The sequence below is a fragment of the Pseudomonas sp. 10S5 genome, assembly GCF_035019745.1.
GTDB lineage: Bacteria > Pseudomonadota > Gammaproteobacteria > Pseudomonadales > Pseudomonadaceae > Aquipseudomonas.
On the sequence record NZ_JASJVL010000015.1, the window covers coordinates 45,893 to 63,124 of the forward strand.

Below are 17,232 nucleotides of genomic sequence, written 5' to 3' on the forward strand. Positions count from 1 at the left end.
CTAACAGGAAGCCAGTGATGAGCATGACTCGTATTGCCTTTATCGGTGCAGGCAACATGGCCACCAGCCTAATCGGCGGACTGCGCGCCCAAGGTGTGGAGGCCGCGTTAATCCGCGCCAGCGATCCGAGCGCCGAAACCCGCGCCAAGGTCGCTGCCGAGCACGGCATTGAACTTTTTGCCGATAACGCCGAAGCCATCGAAGGCGCGGACGTGGTGCTAATAGCGGTCAAACCGCAAATGATGAAAGCGATGTGTATCGCTCTTCGCCCGAACTTGAAGCCCCATCAATTGGTAGTGTCGGTAGCTGCGGGCATCACCAGCGCCAGTATGAGTATCTGGCTGGGTGACCACCCGATTGTGCGCTGCATGCCCAATACTCCATCGCTCCTGCGCCAGGGTGTGAGCGGCTTGTTCGCTAACGGCAAAGTGACCAGCGAGCAACGCGCGCAAGCCGAACAATTGCTCTCGGCGGTCGGTATCGCGTTATGGCTCAACGATGAACGCCAGCTGGATGCCGTCACTGCCGTGTCAGGAAGCGGTCCGGCGTATTTTTTCCTGTTGATTGAAGCAATGACGGCGACAGCCGAAAAACTTGGCTTACCCAGGGACATTGCAGTCCAACTGACCAAGCAGACGGCCCTAGGTGCCGCGCTGATGGTTACTGGCAGCGATGTTGATGCTGCCGAGCTGCGACGCCGTGTGACCTCGCCTGCGGGCACCACAGAGGCGGCTATCAAATCATTCCAGGCTGGAGGCTTTGAAGCCTTGGTCGACACAGCACTCACTGCTGCCGCGCATCGTTCGGCAGAAATGGCCGAACAGCTAGGCAAATAAGGAACTACGTATGAATGCACTCACTGGCGCCATGACTTTCGTTATCCAGACCCTGGTCAGTCTCTACCTCGCTATTGTCTTGTTGCGCTTCGTTTTACAACTGGTCAAAGCCAACTTCTACAACCCGCTCTGCCAGTTCGCGGTGCGTGCTACGCAGCCGCTACTCAAGCCTATTCGTCGGATTATCCCTAGCGTGTTCGGGCTGGACACTTCATCCCTTTTGCTGGCGATCATTGTCCAAGCGCTATTGATGGCCTTGGTACTAGCGATGACCTACGGTGCTATTGGCGATATCCCACACTTGTTGATCTGGTCGATCATCGGCGTTACGTCGCTGTTCCTGAAAATCTTTTGGGTAGCGATGATCGTCATGGTGATCGTTTCCTGGGTCGCACCCGGCAGCCATAATCCAGCGGCAGAATTGGCCTACCAAATTAGCGAACCCGTATTGGCGCCCTTCCGTCGCCTGGTCCCGAACCTCGGCGGCATGGATATTTCGCCAATATTCGCCTTTATCGCGATTCAAGTGATCCAATCCTACGTGATGCCAGCGCTGGCTTCTTACGTAGGGATGCCTGAAGTGTTGTGGCGCCTGATCTGATATTGCATTGACCGCGCTGGAGCTGCCGAAGGCTGTAATCGGCCGAGGACCGGTTGGTGCGGTTTACGCCTGAAGGCTGTTCCGGCCTCAATCGCCGCCTTTGGCCCCACATTGAAGAATGTGCATGGCGCTTTGCTTGCCGGTAGGGGCAGCGGTCTTTAGACTTACGCCTCATTTACGCGAGAGCAGGATCGATGCCTACGGTCTTCCCCCCCGATTCGGTTGGTCTTGTCACGCCGCTACTGGCGCATTTTAGCGAGCCGTTGGCGCTGGCCTGCGGTCGCTCGCTGCCTGCATACGACTTGATTTACGAAACCTACGGCCAGCTCAATGCTGCAGGCAGTAACGCAGTGCTGGTGTGTCACGCACTCTCCGGTCACCATCATGCGGCGGGTTTCCATAGCGTCGATGAGCGCAAGCCAGGCTGGTGGGACAGCTGCATTGGCCCCGGAAAACCTATCGACACGCACACGTTCTTCGTCGTCAGCCTGAATAACCTTGGCGGTTGTAACGGTTCCACAGGTCCAAGCAGCGTTAATCCCGAGACGGGTAAGCCGTTCGGCGCCGACTTCCCAGTACTGACTGTCGAAGACTGGGTCAACAGCCAGGCACGTCTCGCTGACAAGCTGGGTATTGCGCAATGGGCAGCAGTGGTCGGCGGCAGCCTGGGCGGCATGCAAGCATTGCAGTGGACCATCAGCTATCCCGAGCGGATTCGTCACTGCCTGGCAATTGCTTCGGCGCCTAAGTTATCTGCACAAAACATTGCGTTCAACGAAGTGGCACGGCAAGCGATTCTCTCAGACCCCGAGTTTCATGGCGGTTACTTCCAGGAACATGGCGTCATCCCTAAACGCGGCTTGATGCTGGCGCGAATGGTTGGGCACATCACTTATTTGTCCGATGATTCCATGGGCGAGAAATTCGGCCGGGGCTTGAAAAGCGAAAAGCTTAACTACGATTTTCACAGCGTCGAGTTTCAGGTTGAAAGCTATTTGCGCTATCAGGGAGAAGAGTTCTCCGGTCGCTTTGACGCCAACACCTACTTGTTGATGACCAAGGCGCTAGACTATTTCGATCCGGCAGCGAGCCACGGCGATAACCTTGCAGTAACCCTCGCAGGGGCCAAAGCCGACTTCTGCGTAATTTCTTTCACCACCGATTGGCGCTTCTCGCCAGCCCGTTCTCGGGAACTGGTGGATGCGCTGATGGCCGCCAAAAAGAATGTCTGCTACTTGGAGATCGACGCACCCCAAGGCCACGACGCCTTCCTGATCCCGATCCCACGCTACCTGCAGGCCTTCACCAGCTACATGAACCGAATTGCACTTTGAGGAAACCATGAGAGCCGACCTGGAAATCATCCAAGACTGGATCCCTGCCGGTAGCCGAGTGCTTGACCTCGGTTGCGGTGACGGCGAACTGCTAGCTTGGCTGCGCGATAACAAACAAGTCACCGGCTACGGCCTTGAAAACGACGCCGACAACATTGCACTGTGCGTGGGTAAGGGCGTCAACGTCATTGAGCAGGACCTGGACAAAGGCCTCGGCAACTTCGCCAGCAACAGTTTCGACATCGTAGTCATGACTCAAGCGCTGCAAGCGGTGAGTTACCCAGACCGAATTCTCGACGAAATGCTGCGCGTAGGTCGTCAATGCATCATCACCTTCCCCAACTTTGGTCATTGGCGTTGCCGCTGGTATCTGGCGAGCAAGGGTCGGATGCCGGTCTCGGATTTTCTGCCATACACTTGGTACAACACGCCGAACATTCACTTTTGCACCTTTGAAGACTTTGAAGCGCTTTGCCGTGGCCGCGACGCACGAGTAATTGACCGACTGGCCGTCGATCAGCAGCATCGTCACGGCTGGGCCAGTAAGCTATGGCCTAATCTATTGGGCGAGATCGGCATTTATCGCGTCAGCAGCCCTGGTCTGCAAGACCATCAGATCGCGATATAACCCGAGTAACCTTTTTCTGCAGGAGCCAGCTTGTGGACAAAGCGCCAGACCTGACACAACCGTCAGCCCTCTAGCCGGCAAGCTGGTTCCTAAAGAGTCCTCGATAACAAGGAGAATATTCATGCGCCGCTTAGCCCTGTTTATCTGCGCTATATGCCTAGCTTTACCAGCCATTGCCGCTGATTACGCCAAACCTGAACGTAAAGAAGTCTTCGGCGATACGACCTTACATTACAGCGCGATCACCTCCAGTTATTTGCAGCCGGATGTGGCCGCCGCAGCCGGTTTGATCCGGAGCAAAAATCAAGGCGTGCTGAACATCGCGGCGGTTAAGGGTGGAAAAACGGTGGTCGCGAATATCACCGGGACGGTGAAAGACCTGACTGGGCGTAACCTGACCCTGACGTTCAAGCAGCTCGCAGAAAACGATGCAGTGTATTACATCGCGCAATTTCCAATTGAACAGCAGGAAACGCTGACCTTTTCTATCAACGTCAAAGCTGGTGAAGACACCCACAGCTTCAGCTTCGATCAAGAACTTTTTCCAGGCGAATGATGAACTTGACGCAACTCGTATTGGCTAGCCACAACGCTGGCAAACTCAAAGAGCTCCAGGCCATGCTTGGTGGGTCCGTGCACCTGCGCTCAATCGGTGAATTCAGCGAAATTGAGCCGGAAGAGACGGGTCTGTCATTCGTCGAAAACGCGATTCTCAAGGCGCGCAACGCGGCGAAAATTTCCGGGCTGCCTTCGTTGGCCGATGACTCGGGACTGGCTGTCGACTTTCTGGGTGGCGCGCCGGGGATCTATTCGGCTCGCTACGCTGATGGCCAAGGCGATGAAGCCAACAACGCCAAATTGCTAGAGGCACTCAAAGACGTGCCCCTAGACCAGCGCCATGCGCAGTTCGTTTGCGTCCTGGCATTGGTTCGCCACGCCGACGACCCGTTGCCAATACTGTGTGAGGGCCTGTGGCATGGGCGAATTTTGACAGCCGCCAGCGGCGAACACGGCTTTGGCTATGACCCTCTGTTTTGGGTGCCTGAACGCGATTGTTCCAGCGCCGAACTCAGCGGCGTCGAAAAAAATCAGCTCAGCCACCGCGCTCGCGCCATGTTGCTATTGCGTCAGCGCCTGGGTTTGCAATGACTCAGGATCCGTCCGTACAGCCGCTTTTTTTGGGCGAAGCCGGATTTTCGTCGCAAGCGCCTCGGATCGCCCTGCCGCATCTACCACCCTTGGCCCTTTACGTTCATATCCCTTGGTGCGTGCGCAAATGCCCATATTGCGACTTCAACTCGCACACGGCCAGCCCGGTATTGCCGGAGCAGGAATACGTTGATGCATTGCTGGCGGACCTTGACCAAGACTTGCCACAGGTTCATGGACGCGAGCTGAGTTCGATCTTTTTTGGCGGCGGAACCCCGAGCCTGTTTAGTGCTAACGCCCTGGGCCGCCTCCTCAAAGGCGTGGAGCAGCGCGTTCGTTTCTCCAGCGAAATCGAAATCACCCTGGAAGCCAATCCCGGCACGTTTGAGCAAGCCAAATTCAGCGCCTATCGTGGCTTGGGCATCAATCGACTGTCCATCGGCATTCAGAGTTTCCAAGAAGAGAAGCTCAAAGCGTTGGGACGTATTCATAACGGCGACGAAGCGATTCGCGCCGCCGATATGGCGCGCAAGGCCGGTTTTGATAACTTTAATCTAGACCTGATGCATGGCTTGCCCGATCAGTCGCAAAACGACGCGCTAAGCGATTTACGCCAAGCCATCGTACTGGCACCTACTCATCTGTCTTGGTACCAACTGACGCTTGAGCCCAACACGGTGTTCTGGAATCAACCACCGATCCTGCCAGAAGACGATGTTCTCTGGGACATTCAAGAGGCCGGGCAGGCGCTGCTGGCTGAACACGGTTACGCCCAATACGAAGTGTCGGCCTACGCCCAACCGGAAAAAGCCGCGCGGCATAACCTGAATTACTGGAGCTTCGGCGACTTCATCGGGATAGGCGCGGGTGCTCACGGCAAACTTAGCCATCCAGACGGCCGTATCGTGCGCACCTGGAAAACCCGGCTGCCCAAGGACTACCTGAACCCGGACAAAGCCTTCAAGGCGGGAGAGAAACTGGTCAGTCTCGAAGAAATGCCCTTCGACTTCCTGATGAACGCGCTGCGCCTGACAAATGGCGTCGCCTCCGAGCTATTTCCCCAACGTACCGGTCTAAGCCTCAGCACCCTGGCCGGCGCCCGGCAACAGGCCGAACAGCGTGGTCTTATGAACCCTGACCCGACGCGGCTGGTCGCAAGCGCGCAAGGCCAATTGTTTCTAAACGACCTACTGCACTATTTTTTGACCTAAGGACTTTCTTGCATGGATCTTGTACTCGACCTGCTGGCCACCGTTTCGCGCTGGAGCCGCAGTAACCTTTCCGAAATTTCGTTGGCGTTGGTCGGTTGCCTGTTGGTGTTGTTCGGCGCGGACATAAAAGGCTGGATCGATGGGCGCATCAGCGGCTTGGCTGGTGCGTTACGGATACCGGTGATGGCGTTGCTGTGCACCATCGGCAGCGGAGCTGCGTTGATTTATGCTACCCCATGGGTAATTCGTGGCCTGAGCCAGTTCAACAACTACAGCTTGGCGCCAGTGTTGTTGGTGGTGTTGGTATTGATCGGGGTAATTGCAGATCGCCGCTAAGTGCGGCGCCTACAACGATTCGCCCTACAGGGTGATCATTAAAGCTTTTTGAACTTCAAATCCCACACGCCGTGCCCGAGCTTTTCACCGCGGCGTTCAAACTTGGTGATAGGGCGTTCGGTTGGGCGTGGCACGCATTTACCGTCTTCGGCCTGATTGCGATAACCCGGCGCGACGTTCATCACTTCCAGCATGTATTCGGCATACGGCTCCCAATCAGTGGCCATGTGCAAAATACCGCCGACCTTCAGCTTGCTACGCACCAGCTCAGCGAAGTCGGGCTGCACGATGCGGCGTTTGTGATGGCGGCTTTTATGCCACGGGTCCGGGAAAAACAGCATCAAGCGGTCGAGGCTGTTATCGGCGATGCAACGGTTGAGCACCTCAATGGCGTCGCACTCGTAAACCCGCACGTTGGTCAGGCCCTGAGTGAGTACGCCGTTGAGCAGCGCACCGACGCCGGGGTGATGTACTTCAACACCTATAAAGTCGTGCTCAGGCGAGGCTGCTGCCATTTCCAGCAACGAATGGCCCATGCCGAACCCGATCTCCAGCGTGCGCGGGGCAGAACGACCAAATGCCTGATCGAAATCCACGGGCGCATCCATCAGCGGTAGCACGAACAGCGGGCGACCTTGGTCGAGGCCACGCTGCTGGCCTTCGGTCATGCGCCCCGCACGCATGACGAAACTCTTGATGCGGCGGTGTTGGCGCTCTTCGCCTTCTTCCGGGATCGGTGCAGCTTCTAACGAATCAGTCATCAACGGGCTCTTACTTGATCAGACCATCCAGCGGCGAGGAGGCGCTGGCATAAAGTTTTTTTGGCATCCGCCCGGCGAGGTACGCCAAGCGACCGGCGACAATCGCGTGCTTCATGGCTTCAGCCATCATCACCGGATTTTGCGCGTGGGCGATGGCAGAGTTCATCAGCACGGCTTCACAGCCCAACTCCATGGCGATGGTCGCGTCGGATGCCGTACCGACACCTGCGTCGACCAGCACCGGTACTTTGGCTTCTTCGAGGATGATTTGCAGGTTGTACGGGTTGCAAATACCCAAGCCGGTACCAATCAGACCCGCTAGGGGCATGACCGCGATGCAGCCGATTTCAGCCAACTGGCGGGCAATGATTGGATCATCGCTGGTATAAACCATGACGTCGAAACCGTCTTTGACCAGAATCTCTGCGGCCTTGAGGGTTTCGATCACGTTGGGGAATAAGGTTTTTTGATCGGCCAATACTTCGAGCTTCACCAGATTCTTGCCATCGAGCAATTCACGGGCCAGACGGCAGGTGCGCACGGCTTCGACGGCGTCATAGCAACCAGCTGTATTGGGCAGGATGGTGTAACGATCCGGCGGCAGGATATCCAATAGGTTCGGCTCGCCCGGGTTCTGCCCAAGATTCGTTCGGCGAACGGCGACGGTCACAATTTCGGCGCCCGAAGCTTCAATCGCCAGACGGGTGGACTCCATATCCGGGTATTTGCCAGTACCGACCAACAGGCGCGACTGGAATGTACGCCCGGCCAGGACGAAGGGCTTGTCGGTGCGAAAGTTGTTCATCGAAAATCCTCTTCAGGGTTGAGGTTCGTGCAAGTTTTAAACTGGGTTAGACGGCCGCTGGTGGCTCGGCGCAGATTAACCGCCGCCGATAGCGTGGACCACTTCAACCTGATCGCCTTCGCGCAGGGTCGTGGAAACATGCTGGCTGCGCGGGACAATATCCATATTGAGTTCGACCGCAACTCTGCGTCCTGTCAGGTCCAGAAGGACTAGCAACGCCGCGACGGATTCGCCATCGGGCATCTCAAAAGACTCACCGTTCAACTGAATGCGCATGCGGGCAGCAGCCATCATTTTAGGGGCAAGCATTCTAGCCCGATCAGTACGTATGACCAAGGCAAAGCCGAGCCATTGGTCTCAAGCTGGCCTTGAGAGTCAGGACTGCATGGTTTAAACACCACCCAAACGCCACGCCGTTAGACCGAGCAAAGCCCAACCGACCAAGAACGCCAAGCCGCCAAAAGGGGTGATGATGCCGAGCTTGCTGACACCCGTCAGCGTTAACGCATAGAGACTGCCGGAAAACAGCAGAATGCCGATGGCAAACGAGATCCCTGCCCACGTCACCAAGCGGCCGGGAATCTGGATGGCAATTAATGCGACTGCAAGCAAGGCCAGGCTGTGAATAAGTTGGTACAGCACGCCCGTATGGAAAATTGCCAAGTACTCGGCGCTGAGCCGGTTCTTCAGCCCATGTGCCGCGAACGCGCCGAGGGCAACACCGGTAAAGCCAAAAAAAGCGGCTAACATCAAAAAGCCACGAAACATGTCGAACTCCAGTCAACGGTTGTCATTTGCTCAGGGTCTGTATAATGGCCCGCCCAACAGCTCCGGCCAAGCCATCTCTATGCTGCGCGTCCTCTTTAGTCGCCTCGTCAAAGTCCTGTTCTGGTTCGCAACGGCTAGTATCGTACTGGTATTGATCTTTCGCTGGGTGCCTCCGCCTGGCACCGCGCTCATGGTTGAAAGAAAGATAGAATCCTGGTCCGACGCCCAGCCGATCACGTTGCAGCGCACTTGGCAGCCGTGGGACAAGATCTCCAACGACCTCAAAGTGGCTGTGATTGCGGGAGAGGATCAGAAATTCGCCGAACATTGGGGCTTCGATGTCGAGGCGATTCAAGCGGCTATAGCGCATAACGAACTCGGTGGCTCGGTGCGTGGCGCCAGTACGTTAAGCCAGCAAGTGTCGAAAAATCTGTTTTTATGGTCGGGCCGCAGTTGGCTGCGCAAAGGGCTGGAAGTGTGGTTCACCGGCTTGATCGAAGTGTTTTGGTCCAAGCAACGGATTCTTGAGGTTTACCTCAATAGCGTCGAGTGGGACGACGGGGTGTTCGGTGCTGAAGCGGCAGCGCGGCATCATTTTGGTGTGAGCGCAGCTGCGCTGTCTACGCAACAAGCCAGCGCCCTCGCCGCCGTATTGCCCAACCCCCGCGAATGGAGCGCTAGCCATCCCAGCAGCTACGTGTCGCGTCGCGCGAGCTGGATTCGCCAGCAGATGCGTCAGTTGGGTGGGGATGACTATCTGGTGGGGTTGAACCATAGCCGCAAGTTTTAAATACCAAAAACCGGGGCTCCTACAGATATTGATACGACGTACACAAAAAACGCCCCGATCATCTCTGAACGGGGCGTTTTTGTGTGTCGAGTAGCGGTTTACGCAGCGATCGACAGTTTCAGCTTATTCATAGCGCTTTTTTCCAGCTGACGAATACGTTCGGCGGAAACGTTGTACTTCTGTGCCAAGTCGTGCAGCGTAGCCTTCTCTTCAGCCAACCAGCGCTGATAAAGAATGTCGCGGCTGCGATCGTCCAGAACTTCCAGCGCTTGATGCAAATTGGCGTTGGAGGTATCGGTCCAGTCGGAGTCTTCCAACTGGCGGGCCGGGTCGTAACGGTGGTCTTCGAGGTAATTGGAAGGCGACTGAAAAGCACTGTCGTCATCCGCTTCAGCAGCCGGGTCGAAGGCCATGTCATGGCCCGTCAAACGACTTTCCATCTCACGCACTTCGCGGGGCTCTACACCGAGGCTCTCCGCCACACGATGGACTTCTTCGTTGTTCAGCCAAGCCAGACGTTTTTTCTGGCTGCGCAGATTGAAGAACAACTTGCGCTGCGCCTTGGTTGTGGCGACTTTGACAATGCGCCAATTGCGCAGGATGAATTCGTGAATTTCTGCTTTGATCCAATGCACGGCAAACGACACCAAACGCACACCCATTTCAGGGTTGAAGCGTTTGACGGCCTTCATCAAGCCAACGTTACCTTCCTGAATCAGGTCAGCCTGGGCCAGACCATATCCAGAATAGCTGCGTGCGATGTGTACAACAAAACGCAGGTGGGCGAGGACCATCTGACGAGCAGCCCCAAGATCCTGCTCATAATAGAGACTCTCAGCCAGTTCACGCTCGTGTTCAGGCGTCAGCAATGGAATGCTGTTGACCGTCTGCACGTAGGCCTCCAGATTTGCGCCTGGAACTAATGCATAAACAGGTTGTAAAGAAGTGGTCATACGAAAAAAACCTCCGACTCACATGACATGTGCAGTTCAGCACTGCGAAATTGACCGGGGAACCAGTAGACAAGTTCCCGAAACCGCTGAATGTGTCAACACAAGGTAAAAATTAACGAGGCGCCAGCTCTCTTAAGTGACGGGCTACCGCAATCCAAGCACCGATATACCCTAACAACACGGCTCCAAGCAAGAGAGACAGACCATCGGCTGCAGGTACGCCGGCCAGAGAGAAGTCACTTCCGTACAAACCGGCGAGTCCAATTACAGCATCGTTTAACCAATTCAACCCATAAGCAAGTACGCCCCAAGACAGAAAACCTGCCCCTAAGCCATACAGCGCGCCCATATACAAAAAAGGTCTACGTACATAACTGTCTGTACCGCCCACCAATTTGATAACTTCGATCTCGGTTCGGCGATTTTCGATGTGCAAACGAATTGTGTTACCAATTACCAAAAGCAGCGCCAATACCAGCAATACCGTTAGGCCGAAAACAAAACGATCACCCAGCTTTAAAATCGCGGCCAACCGCTCAACCCACACCAGGTCGAGCTGAGCCTGTTGCACCTTGGGTAGTTGCGCAAGGCGACCGCGCAACGCTTCGAGCGCTGGTTTATCGACTTCCTGCGGCGTGACTAACACCACACCCGGAAGTGGGTTCTGCGGCAGCTCCTTAAGGGCTTCACCCAATCCTGATTGCTGCTGAAACTCAGCCAACGCCTGATCACTGTTGATGTACTCCGCGTCGGCAACGCCGGGCATGCCTTTAATCTGTTCACGCAGTTGCTCGCCATCACTGACGTCAGCATCAAGCTTTAAATAAAGTGAGATCTGCGCCGCACGCTGCCAGGAGCCGCCTAGCCGCTCAACATTGCTTAGCAGCAGCGACAATCCCATGGGTAAGCTCAGCGCAATGGCCATCACCAGACAGGTAAAAAAACTGCCAATTGGCTGTTTGCCCAGACGCCGCAAACTATCAACCATGCTTGAGCGATGCGCTTCGAGCCACGCATTCAACTGTGCGCTGAAATCGGGGCCATCGTCGTCATCGTGCTGCTTTTTCTTTTTCTGCGGCGCCGGTTCGGCGGCCTTGGGTGAAACCCGCTCCGATACTTTTGGGGTACGTGTAGCACTCATACCGCCGCCTCCCCGTCACCGATCAATCGACCGCGTTGCAGGGTCAGCATACGATGACGCATCCTTGCAATCAGCGCCAAGTCGTGACTGGCGATCAACACGCTGGTGCCGAGACGGTTGATATCTTCGAACACGCCCATGATTTCGGCTGCCAGTCGTGGATCGAGATTACCGGTCGGCTCATCCGCCAGCAGTAAGGCTGGGCGGTGGACAATGGCTCGAGCTATACCGACGCGCTGTTGCTGGCCGGTGGATAAGTCGCCAGGGTAGAGATCGGTTTTGTCGGAGAGCGCAACGCGCTCCAAGGCCGAATCGACGCGTTTTGTGACTTCGCCTTTGGACAAACCCAGGATTTGTAAAGGCAAGGCAATGTTATTGAACACCGTACGGTCAGACAACAATTGGTGATTCTGAAAGACCACCCCTATCTGGCGACGCAAATAAGGAATCTGAGCGGTGCTGATTTTCCCTAGATCCTGGCCTGCAAGTAACAGCTTGCCAGTGGTGGGCCGCTCCATCGCCAGCAATAGGCGCAACAACGTACTTTTACCCGCCCCCGAGTGGCCGGTGACGAATAAGAATTCACCGCGACGGACTCGAAAGCTCAGCTCGTGCAGACCCACATGACCATTTGCATAACGTTTTCCGACTTGTTCAAAACGAATCATGTGCGCTCCCGCTCGGCAAACAGAGCTTGAACAAAGGGTTCGGCTTCAAAAGTGCGTAAATCGTCGATGCCTTCACCGACGCCGATATAACGGATCGGCAACCCGAATTGCTTGGCCAGCGCAAAAATAACGCCGCCCTTGGCCGTGCCGTCGAGTTTCGTCAGCGCCAAACCGGTCAGGGTCACGGTCTGGTGGAATTGCTTGGCCTGATTGATCGCGTTTTGCCCGGTGCCGGCATCCAGCACTAGCAAAACCTCATGGGGCGCCTCAATGTCAAGCTTGCCCATGACCCGGCGAACTTTTTTCAATTCTTCCATCAAGTTGTCTTTGGTATGCAAACGGCCAGCAGTATCGGCGATCAACACATCGATACCCCGTGCCTTGGCGGCCTGCACCGCATCGAAGATAACCGAAGCCGAGTCAGCGCCAGTATGCTGGGCGATGACTGGAATATTGTTGCGCTCGCCCCACACCTGCAATTGCTCCACGGCCGCTGCGCGGAAAGTGTCGCCAGCCGCCAGCATGACCTTCTTGCCTTCGAGCTGAAGTTTCTTCGCCAACTTGCCAATGGTAGTGGTTTTACCCGCGCCGTTGACGCCCACCACCAAAATCACAAATGGCTTTTGCTGACCGGTGATTACCAGCGGCTGTTCAACCGGCTTGAGCAGTGCGGTCAGCTCGTCTTGCAAGGATTTATAAAGGGCGTCACTGTCGGTCAACTGCTTGCGCGCGACTTTTTGGGTCAGGCTTTGAATGATCACGGACGTGGCTTCGACGCCCACGTCAGCGGTCAATAAGCGGGTTTCGATTTCTTCGAGCAGGTCATCGTCAATGGCCTTTTTGCCGAGAAACAAGCTGGCCATGCCCTCGCCAAGACTGGCGCTGGTTTTCGACAATCCCTGTTTGAGACGGGCGAAAAATCCTATTTTGTTGGCTTCGGTGGGTGCCGATTCAACCTCCAGTGCGGAAAGTGAAACGGGCGCCGCAACGGCGAGTGCTTCGACGACGATAATCGGCTCAGACTTGACCGGTGCTTCAGAGACGATGACCGGCTCGGGTACCGGCACCGGGTCAACCGCAACTAGCGGTTCAGCGATCACTCCAGGCAGCGGCTGCACGGTTGAATTATCCTGCGGCGCGATCGCGGGCGTTACGTGGGGTTCACGCTCGTCAACCAAAGCAACGGACTCTTCTGCAACCGGCAACACCAGCCAGGGTTTGGGCGCAAGGCTTTCGGGCGGATGCGCTTGTACCGCAGGATCGAGCAGAGTCCCAGGCTCTAACTGCGACGCGAATGACGGATCAACGGCCACCTGAGCCTGGTCGATGGCCGGCTCGGGCGCTGCTGAAGTTTCGTCTTGAGGCTGATCGGCAGCGGTTTCCTGCGGCTTTTTGCGCAGCCAACCGAATAGGCCTTTCTTCTCTGCAGCCGGAGCTGAGGTCTTCTTGTCGTCATTGGAACCAAACATGGAGGACGGCTATCTCAAGGTAGCGACGCGCCATAACGGCGGGTCTGGAAGTTCTGTCAATGCGAAACAGACTGCTTTTGACCCGCCTTGTTCACACTCAGCTATAGATAAGCAAAGAATAAACGGGCCTGAAAACGTCATTTCTGCGGATTTGTCGGCGCTCAATCAGCTACTAAAACACAAGTAACAACACAAGAACTGCTCTAGCCGTGGTCGGCAGCCAAACGGACCCGTATCCTAGCACCTCCGCGCCCGCCTACGCTAAGTTCAAGCAGGCCGCCTCACAGGTTCAAACACGAATGAATGCTTTCTCCCGCCGCGCTGCAGGCCTGCTGTTCAGCGCGGTTTGTCTGCCTTTTTCAGCACTGGCCGCAGTTCCGCAATCTACCCACGAATTCACTTTGGATAATGGCCTTAAAGTCATCGTTCGCGAAGATCACCGCGCCCCCGTGGTGGTTTCCCAGGTGTGGTACAAAGTCGGCTCCAGCTATGAAACTCCCGGCAAGACCGGTTTGTCCCACGCCCTTGAACACATGATGTTCAAAGGCAGTAAGCACGTCGGTCCTGGCCAAGCTTCGTTGATCCTGCGTGACCTCGGCGCACAAGAAAACGCTTTCACCAGTGACGACTACACCGCCTATTACCAAGTATTGGTTCGTGATCGTCTGGGCGTAGCCTTCGAATTGGAAGCAGATCGGATGGCCAGCCTGTTATTGCCGCCCGAGCAATTTATCCGCGAAATCGAAGTAATCAAAGAGGAGCGTCGGCTGCGCACCGATGATAAGCCCATTTCGAAAGCCTTCGAGCGCTTCAAAGCAATGGCTTTTCCCGCCAGCGGTTATCACACCCCGACCATCGGCTGGATGGCCGACCTCAATCGAATGGACGTCGCCGAACTGCGCCATTGGTATCAATCCTGGTACGTACCGAACAACGCCACGCTGGTAGTGGTTGGCGATGTGCAGCCTGATGAAGTGAAAGCCTTGGCGCAACGCTACTTCGGTCCAATCCCCCGTCGGGAGACACCGCCCTCGAAAATTCCGCTGGAACTGGCCGAACCCGGTGAACGGCTCATTACCCTACATGTACAGACTCAACTGCCAAGCCTTATATACGGCTTCAATGTTCCAAGCATGGCCACCGCCGAAGACAAAAGCTTGGTCAATGCCTTGCGCCTGATTTCCGCATTGCTCGACGGTGGCTACAGTGCCCGTATCCCCTCACGTCTGGAGCGTGGCGAGGAATTAGTGGCGAGCGCCTCATCGAGTTACGACGCTTTCAGCCGTGGCGATAGTCTGTTCATGATCAGCGCCACGCCTAACCTGCAGAAAAATAAAACCTTGGCCGATGTCGAGGCAGGTATCTGGCGCCTGCTGGATGAATTGAAAACTACCCCGCCTACCTCCGCTGAACTGGAACGGGTCCAAGCCCAGGTGGTTGCAGCGCTGGTCTTCGAGCGGGACTCGATCAGCAGTCAGGCCAGCACCATTGGCGAACTTGAAAGCGTCGGCTTGTCGTGGAAACTCATCGACCAAGAACTGGACGCGATCAAACACGTCACCCCAGCCGATATTCAAAAAGCTGCGCGCACTTACTTCATCCGCGAACGTCTTAGCGTTGCGCACGTTTTGCCTGAGGAGAAAAAACATGATTGAGCGCAAGGCTATGCATTTGACTGTGGCCACGGTGCTGGGTCTGTTCATCACGCTCTCGGCCAAAGCCAATGACCCTGCGCCCGACACAATGGCTCCGGCCTACACTCTGCAATCGTTGAAAGAACTCGACGGCAAGCCGCCAGCCCACCGCAAGATGAACATTCAGACGTGGAAAACCTCTGAGGGCGCCAAGGTCATGTTTGTTGAAGCTCCCGAGCTGCCCATGTTCGACATGCGCCTGATTTTCGCCGCAGGCAGCAGCCAGGATCAGGGCATTCCCGGTATTGCTGTCTTGACTAACGCCATGCTCAACGAAGGCGTGCCAGGAAAAAATGTCGGCGCCATCGCTGAAGGCTTTGACGGTTTGGGCGCGAACTTTGGCAATGGCGCTTATCGCGACATGGCGGTAGTTTCGTTGCGCAGTCTAAGCGCCTTGGATAAACGCAAGCCTGCGCTAAAGCTGTTCGCCGATATAGTGGGCAAACCGACGTTTCCTAAAGAGTCGTTGGTACGGATCAAAAACCAATTGCTGGCCGGGTTTGAATATCAAAAACAAAACCCCGGCAGGTTGGCCGGCAACGAACTTTTTGAACGTCTTTATGCAGAGCACCCTTACGCGCACCCAAGTGAAGGTACGGCTAAAAGCGTGACCCCGATTACGGTTGCGCAACTCAAAGCGTTCCACGCCAAGGCTTACTCAACGGGCAATGTGGTGATTGCGCTTGTAGGCGACCTGTCTCGATCAGAAGCCGAAGCTATAGCGGCTCAGGTATCCGCCGCATTGCCTAAAGGCCCTGCATTGCCAAAAATAGCCGAACCTGTGGCTCCAATAGCGGGCGAAACCCACATTGAGTTCGCCTCCAAACAAACCCACTTGATGCTCGCGCAGCTGGGAATTGACCGTAATGACCCGGACTATGTCGCGCTGACATTGGGCAATTCGATACTGGGCGGCGGAGGTTTCGGCAGCCGCCTGATGACTGAGGTGCGTGAGAGACGTGGCCTGACCTATGGTGTTTCGTCAGGTTTCACGCCAATGGAAGCCCAGGGTCCGTTTTTGATTGCTTTGCAAACTCGCGCTGAACTCAGCGAAAACACGCTTAAACTGGTTCAGGGCATCGTGCGAGACTTTCTCGCTACAGGTCCGACCCAGAAAGAACTGGACGACGCCAAGCGCGAATTGGCCGGCAGTTTCCCACTGTCCACGGCGAGCAATGCCGAGATTGTTGGCCAATTGGGCGCTATCGGTTTCTATGATTTACCGCTGACGTTCCTTGAAGACTTCATGCAGAAAGCCCAGAGCACCACGGTCGAGCAGGTCAAAACGGCGATGAACAAGCACCTGAGCGCGGACAAAATGGTAATTGTTACCGCCGGTCCGACCGTCGCGCAAAAGGAGCTACCGCCCCCTACAGATAACCCCGTCAAGCAGCTGCTTGGCGTACCGGAGCATTAATGGCTAATCCAAGACCTAAGGGCCACAACGGCCTGGGTCAACTGCGCATCATCGGCGGCCAATGGCGCAGCCGTCGCCTGACTTTCCCTGACGCTCCCGGTCTGCGCCCTACGCCAGATCGCGTACGTGAAACCTTGTTCAACTGGCTGGCGCCGACCATCGAAGGCGCTCGTGTCCTCGATCTGTTCGCAGGCAGCGGGGCGCTGTACCTTGAGGCGCTGTCCCGTGGCGCGAGCATGGCCTTGGCCCTAGACTCCAGCGGCGGGGCCATCGCCAGCCTGCGGCACAATTTAACCGCCCTCGACTGCACGACTGGGCAGTTGGTCCATACCGATGCATTGCGCCATTTGGAAGGCCAGCCTGCCGAGCAATTTGATGTAGTGTTCCTCGACCCGCCCTTTCACCAAGGCTTGTTGCCGACAGCCTGCGCGCTGCTGGAAGAGCGCAACTGGTTGGCCGATGAAGCGTTGGTCTACACCGAAAGCGAGATACCACCGGCAACTATTGGCGTCCCCGGCACTTGGCGCTTGCACCGCGAGAAGAAAGCGGGTCAGGTTTATTACGCGTTGTGGCAGCGGTAATTGACAGCGGTGTGCCTGGCGCACCGCTTCAAAGCGATACTCAAGGAGCAAATTGTTGGCGACACCTCGTGTTAGGCAAACCGCGTTATA

General features: G+C 56.0%; 20 protein-coding genes. 12 read left to right on the plus strand and 8 right to left on the minus strand.

The features are described 5' to 3' along the window. The first annotated feature begins 17 nt into the window (after positions 1-17). The 8 genes from proC (at position 18) to QN378_RS16740 (ending at position 6,095) form a co-directional block, all read left to right on the plus strand. The gene (proC, locus tag QN378_RS16705; protein WP_322206232.1) at positions 18-836 is read left to right on the plus strand and encodes a pyrroline-5-carboxylate reductase; all 819 of its coding nucleotides are present in this window, start codon (positions 18-20) and stop codon (positions 834-836) included. 10 nt (positions 837-846) lie between these two features. Beyond that, complete coding sequence (locus tag QN378_RS16710) at positions 847-1,437, plus strand: YggT family protein (RefSeq protein ID WP_322206231.1); 591 nt, start codon at positions 847-849, stop codon at positions 1,435-1,437. 194 nt (positions 1,438-1,631) lie between these two features. Then, positions 1,632-2,771 (plus strand): homoserine O-succinyltransferase MetX, encoded by a 1,140-nt coding sequence (gene metX / locus QN378_RS16715; RefSeq protein WP_323550660.1) that lies wholly within the window; start codon positions 1,632-1,634, stop codon positions 2,769-2,771. A 7-nt stretch (positions 2,772-2,778) separates the two neighbouring features. After that, complete coding sequence (metW, locus tag QN378_RS16720) at positions 2,779-3,399, plus strand: methionine biosynthesis protein MetW (protein ID WP_322206229.1); 621 nt, start codon at positions 2,779-2,781, stop codon at positions 3,397-3,399. Between the two features lie 121 nt (positions 3,400-3,520). Further along, positions 3,521-3,955 carry a DUF4426 domain-containing protein gene (locus QN378_RS16725; protein ID WP_322206227.1) on the plus strand — a complete coding sequence of 145 codons (435 nt, stop codon included), beginning with the start codon at positions 3,521-3,523 and terminating at the stop codon, positions 3,953-3,955. Further along, positions 3,952-4,548 (plus strand): RdgB/HAM1 family non-canonical purine NTP pyrophosphatase, encoded by a 597-nt coding sequence (gene rdgB / locus QN378_RS16730; RefSeq protein ID WP_322206226.1) that lies wholly within the window; start codon positions 3,952-3,954, stop codon positions 4,546-4,548. Before QN378_RS16725 ends, rdgB begins: the two co-directional genes overlap by 4 nt. Beyond that, positions 4,545-5,759, plus strand: a complete 1,215-nt coding sequence (hemW, locus tag QN378_RS16735) for a radical SAM family heme chaperone HemW (RefSeq protein ID WP_323551059.1) — start codon at positions 4,545-4,547, stop codon at positions 5,757-5,759. Before rdgB ends, hemW begins: the two co-directional genes overlap by 4 nt. A gap of 12 nt (positions 5,760-5,771) precedes the next feature. Then, a complete protein-coding gene (locus QN378_RS16740; RefSeq protein WP_322206224.1) occupies positions 5,772-6,095 on the plus strand; it encodes a DUF3392 domain-containing protein in 324 nt (107 codons plus the stop codon). 38 nt (positions 6,096-6,133) lie between these two features. Here the strand turns inward: QN378_RS16740 and trmB are convergent, their stop codons facing one another. From trmB to QN378_RS16760, 4 genes are all read right to left on the minus strand, one after another. Continuing rightward, complete coding sequence (trmB, locus tag QN378_RS16745; protein ID WP_322206223.1) at positions 6,134-6,856, minus strand: tRNA (guanosine(46)-N7)-methyltransferase TrmB; 723 nt, start codon at positions 6,854-6,856, stop codon at positions 6,134-6,136. A 10-nt stretch (positions 6,857-6,866) separates the two neighbouring features. Continuing rightward, positions 6,867-7,661 carry a thiazole synthase gene (locus tag QN378_RS16750; RefSeq protein WP_322206222.1) on the minus strand — a complete coding sequence of 265 codons (795 nt, stop codon included), beginning with the start codon at positions 7,659-7,661 and terminating at the stop codon, positions 6,867-6,869. A 75-nt stretch (positions 7,662-7,736) separates the two neighbouring features. Further along, complete coding sequence (gene thiS / locus QN378_RS16755; RefSeq protein ID WP_322206979.1) at positions 7,737-7,952, minus strand: sulfur carrier protein ThiS; 216 nt, start codon at positions 7,950-7,952, stop codon at positions 7,737-7,739. A 99-nt stretch (positions 7,953-8,051) separates the two neighbouring features. After that, positions 8,052-8,429, minus strand: coding sequence for a DUF423 domain-containing protein (locus tag QN378_RS16760; RefSeq protein ID WP_322206221.1), 378 nt, complete (start codon positions 8,427-8,429; stop codon positions 8,052-8,054). A gap of 79 nt (positions 8,430-8,508) precedes the next feature. Between QN378_RS16760 and mtgA the strand changes: the two genes are divergently transcribed. After that, positions 8,509-9,219 (plus strand): monofunctional biosynthetic peptidoglycan transglycosylase, encoded by a 711-nt coding sequence (gene mtgA, locus QN378_RS16765; protein WP_322206978.1) that lies wholly within the window; start codon positions 8,509-8,511, stop codon positions 9,217-9,219. A 98-nt stretch (positions 9,220-9,317) separates the two neighbouring features. On the opposite strand, the gene rpoH is transcribed toward mtgA, so the two are convergent. From rpoH to ftsY, 4 genes are all read right to left on the minus strand, one after another. Further along, positions 9,318-10,172 (minus strand): RNA polymerase sigma factor RpoH, encoded by an 855-nt coding sequence (gene rpoH, locus QN378_RS16770; RefSeq protein WP_322206220.1) that lies wholly within the window; start codon positions 10,170-10,172, stop codon positions 9,318-9,320. A 112-nt stretch (positions 10,173-10,284) separates the two neighbouring features. Next, on the minus strand, positions 10,285-11,313 hold the full coding sequence (gene ftsX / locus QN378_RS16775) for a permease-like cell division protein FtsX (protein ID WP_322206219.1): 1,029 nt from the start codon (positions 11,311-11,313) through the stop codon (positions 10,285-10,287). Then, positions 11,310-11,981, minus strand: coding sequence for a cell division ATP-binding protein FtsE (gene ftsE / locus QN378_RS16780; protein ID WP_322206218.1), 672 nt, complete (start codon positions 11,979-11,981; stop codon positions 11,310-11,312). The genes ftsX and ftsE overlap by 4 nt, the downstream gene beginning before the upstream one ends. Next, entirely contained in the window at positions 11,978-13,450 is a 1,473-nt protein-coding gene (gene ftsY, locus QN378_RS16785) for a signal recognition particle-docking protein FtsY (protein ID WP_322206217.1), read from the minus strand. The genes ftsE and ftsY overlap by 4 nt, the downstream gene beginning before the upstream one ends. Before the next feature lie 299 nt (positions 13,451-13,749). Between ftsY and QN378_RS16790 the strand changes: the two genes are divergently transcribed. The 3 genes from QN378_RS16790 to rsmD are packed head-to-tail and all read left to right on the plus strand — an operon-like array spanning position 13,750 to position 17,142. After that, complete coding sequence (locus QN378_RS16790; protein WP_322206216.1) at positions 13,750-15,105, plus strand: pitrilysin family protein; 1,356 nt, start codon at positions 13,750-13,752, stop codon at positions 15,103-15,105. Further along, positions 15,098-16,561 carry a pitrilysin family protein gene (locus QN378_RS16795; protein WP_323548397.1) on the plus strand — a complete coding sequence of 488 codons (1,464 nt, stop codon included), beginning with the start codon at positions 15,098-15,100 and terminating at the stop codon, positions 16,559-16,561. The genes QN378_RS16790 and QN378_RS16795 overlap by 8 nt, the downstream gene beginning before the upstream one ends. Continuing rightward, positions 16,561-17,142, plus strand: coding sequence for a 16S rRNA (guanine(966)-N(2))-methyltransferase RsmD (gene rsmD / locus QN378_RS16800; RefSeq protein WP_322206213.1), 582 nt, complete (start codon positions 16,561-16,563; stop codon positions 17,140-17,142). The genes QN378_RS16795 and rsmD overlap by 1 nt, the downstream gene beginning before the upstream one ends. Positions 17,143-17,232 lie beyond the last annotated feature (90 nt).

Coding starts and splice junctions, on each gene's coding strand:
- ftsE (WP_322206218.1), bottom strand. CDS start 11,981: ATGATTCGTTTTGAACAAGTCGGAAAACGTTATGCAAATGGTCATGTG.
- rsmD (WP_322206213.1), top strand. CDS start 16,561: ATGGCTAATCCAAGACCTAAGGGCCACAACGGCCTGGGTCAACTGCGC.
- QN378_RS16760 (WP_322206221.1), bottom strand. CDS start 8,429: ATGTTTCGTGGCTTTTTGATGTTAGCCGCTTTTTTTGGCTTTACCGGT.
- proC (WP_322206232.1), top strand. CDS start 18: ATGAGCATGACTCGTATTGCCTTTATCGGTGCAGGCAACATGGCCACC.
- ftsY (WP_322206217.1), bottom strand. CDS start 13,450: ATGTTTGGTTCCAATGACGACAAGAAGACCTCAGCTCCGGCTGCAGAG.
- QN378_RS16750 (WP_322206222.1), bottom strand. CDS start 7,661: ATGAACAACTTTCGCACCGACAAGCCCTTCGTCCTGGCCGGGCGTACA.
- ftsX (WP_322206219.1), bottom strand. CDS start 11,313: ATGAGTGCTACACGTACCCCAAAAGTATCGGAGCGGGTTTCACCCAAG.
- metX (WP_323550660.1), top strand. CDS start 1,632: ATGCCTACGGTCTTCCCCCCCGATTCGGTTGGTCTTGTCACGCCGCTA.
- QN378_RS16725 (WP_322206227.1), top strand. CDS start 3,521: ATGCGCCGCTTAGCCCTGTTTATCTGCGCTATATGCCTAGCTTTACCA.
- trmB (WP_322206223.1), bottom strand. CDS start 6,856: ATGACTGATTCGTTAGAAGCTGCACCGATCCCGGAAGAAGGCGAAGAG.
- metW (WP_322206229.1), top strand. CDS start 2,779: ATGAGAGCCGACCTGGAAATCATCCAAGACTGGATCCCTGCCGGTAGC.
- QN378_RS16795 (WP_323548397.1), top strand. CDS start 15,098: ATGATTGAGCGCAAGGCTATGCATTTGACTGTGGCCACGGTGCTGGGT.
- QN378_RS16710 (WP_322206231.1), top strand. CDS start 847: ATGAATGCACTCACTGGCGCCATGACTTTCGTTATCCAGACCCTGGTC.
- thiS (WP_322206979.1), bottom strand. CDS start 7,952: ATGGCTGCTGCCCGCATGCGCATTCAGTTGAACGGTGAGTCTTTTGAG.
- mtgA (WP_322206978.1), top strand. CDS start 8,509: ATGCTGCGCGTCCTCTTTAGTCGCCTCGTCAAAGTCCTGTTCTGGTTC.
- rdgB (WP_322206226.1), top strand. CDS start 3,952: ATGATGAACTTGACGCAACTCGTATTGGCTAGCCACAACGCTGGCAAA.
- QN378_RS16790 (WP_322206216.1), top strand. CDS start 13,750: ATGAATGCTTTCTCCCGCCGCGCTGCAGGCCTGCTGTTCAGCGCGGTT.
- hemW (WP_323551059.1), top strand. CDS start 4,545: ATGACTCAGGATCCGTCCGTACAGCCGCTTTTTTTGGGCGAAGCCGGA.
- QN378_RS16740 (WP_322206224.1), top strand. CDS start 5,772: ATGGATCTTGTACTCGACCTGCTGGCCACCGTTTCGCGCTGGAGCCGC.
- rpoH (WP_322206220.1), bottom strand. CDS start 10,172: ATGACCACTTCTTTACAACCTGTTTATGCATTAGTTCCAGGCGCAAAT.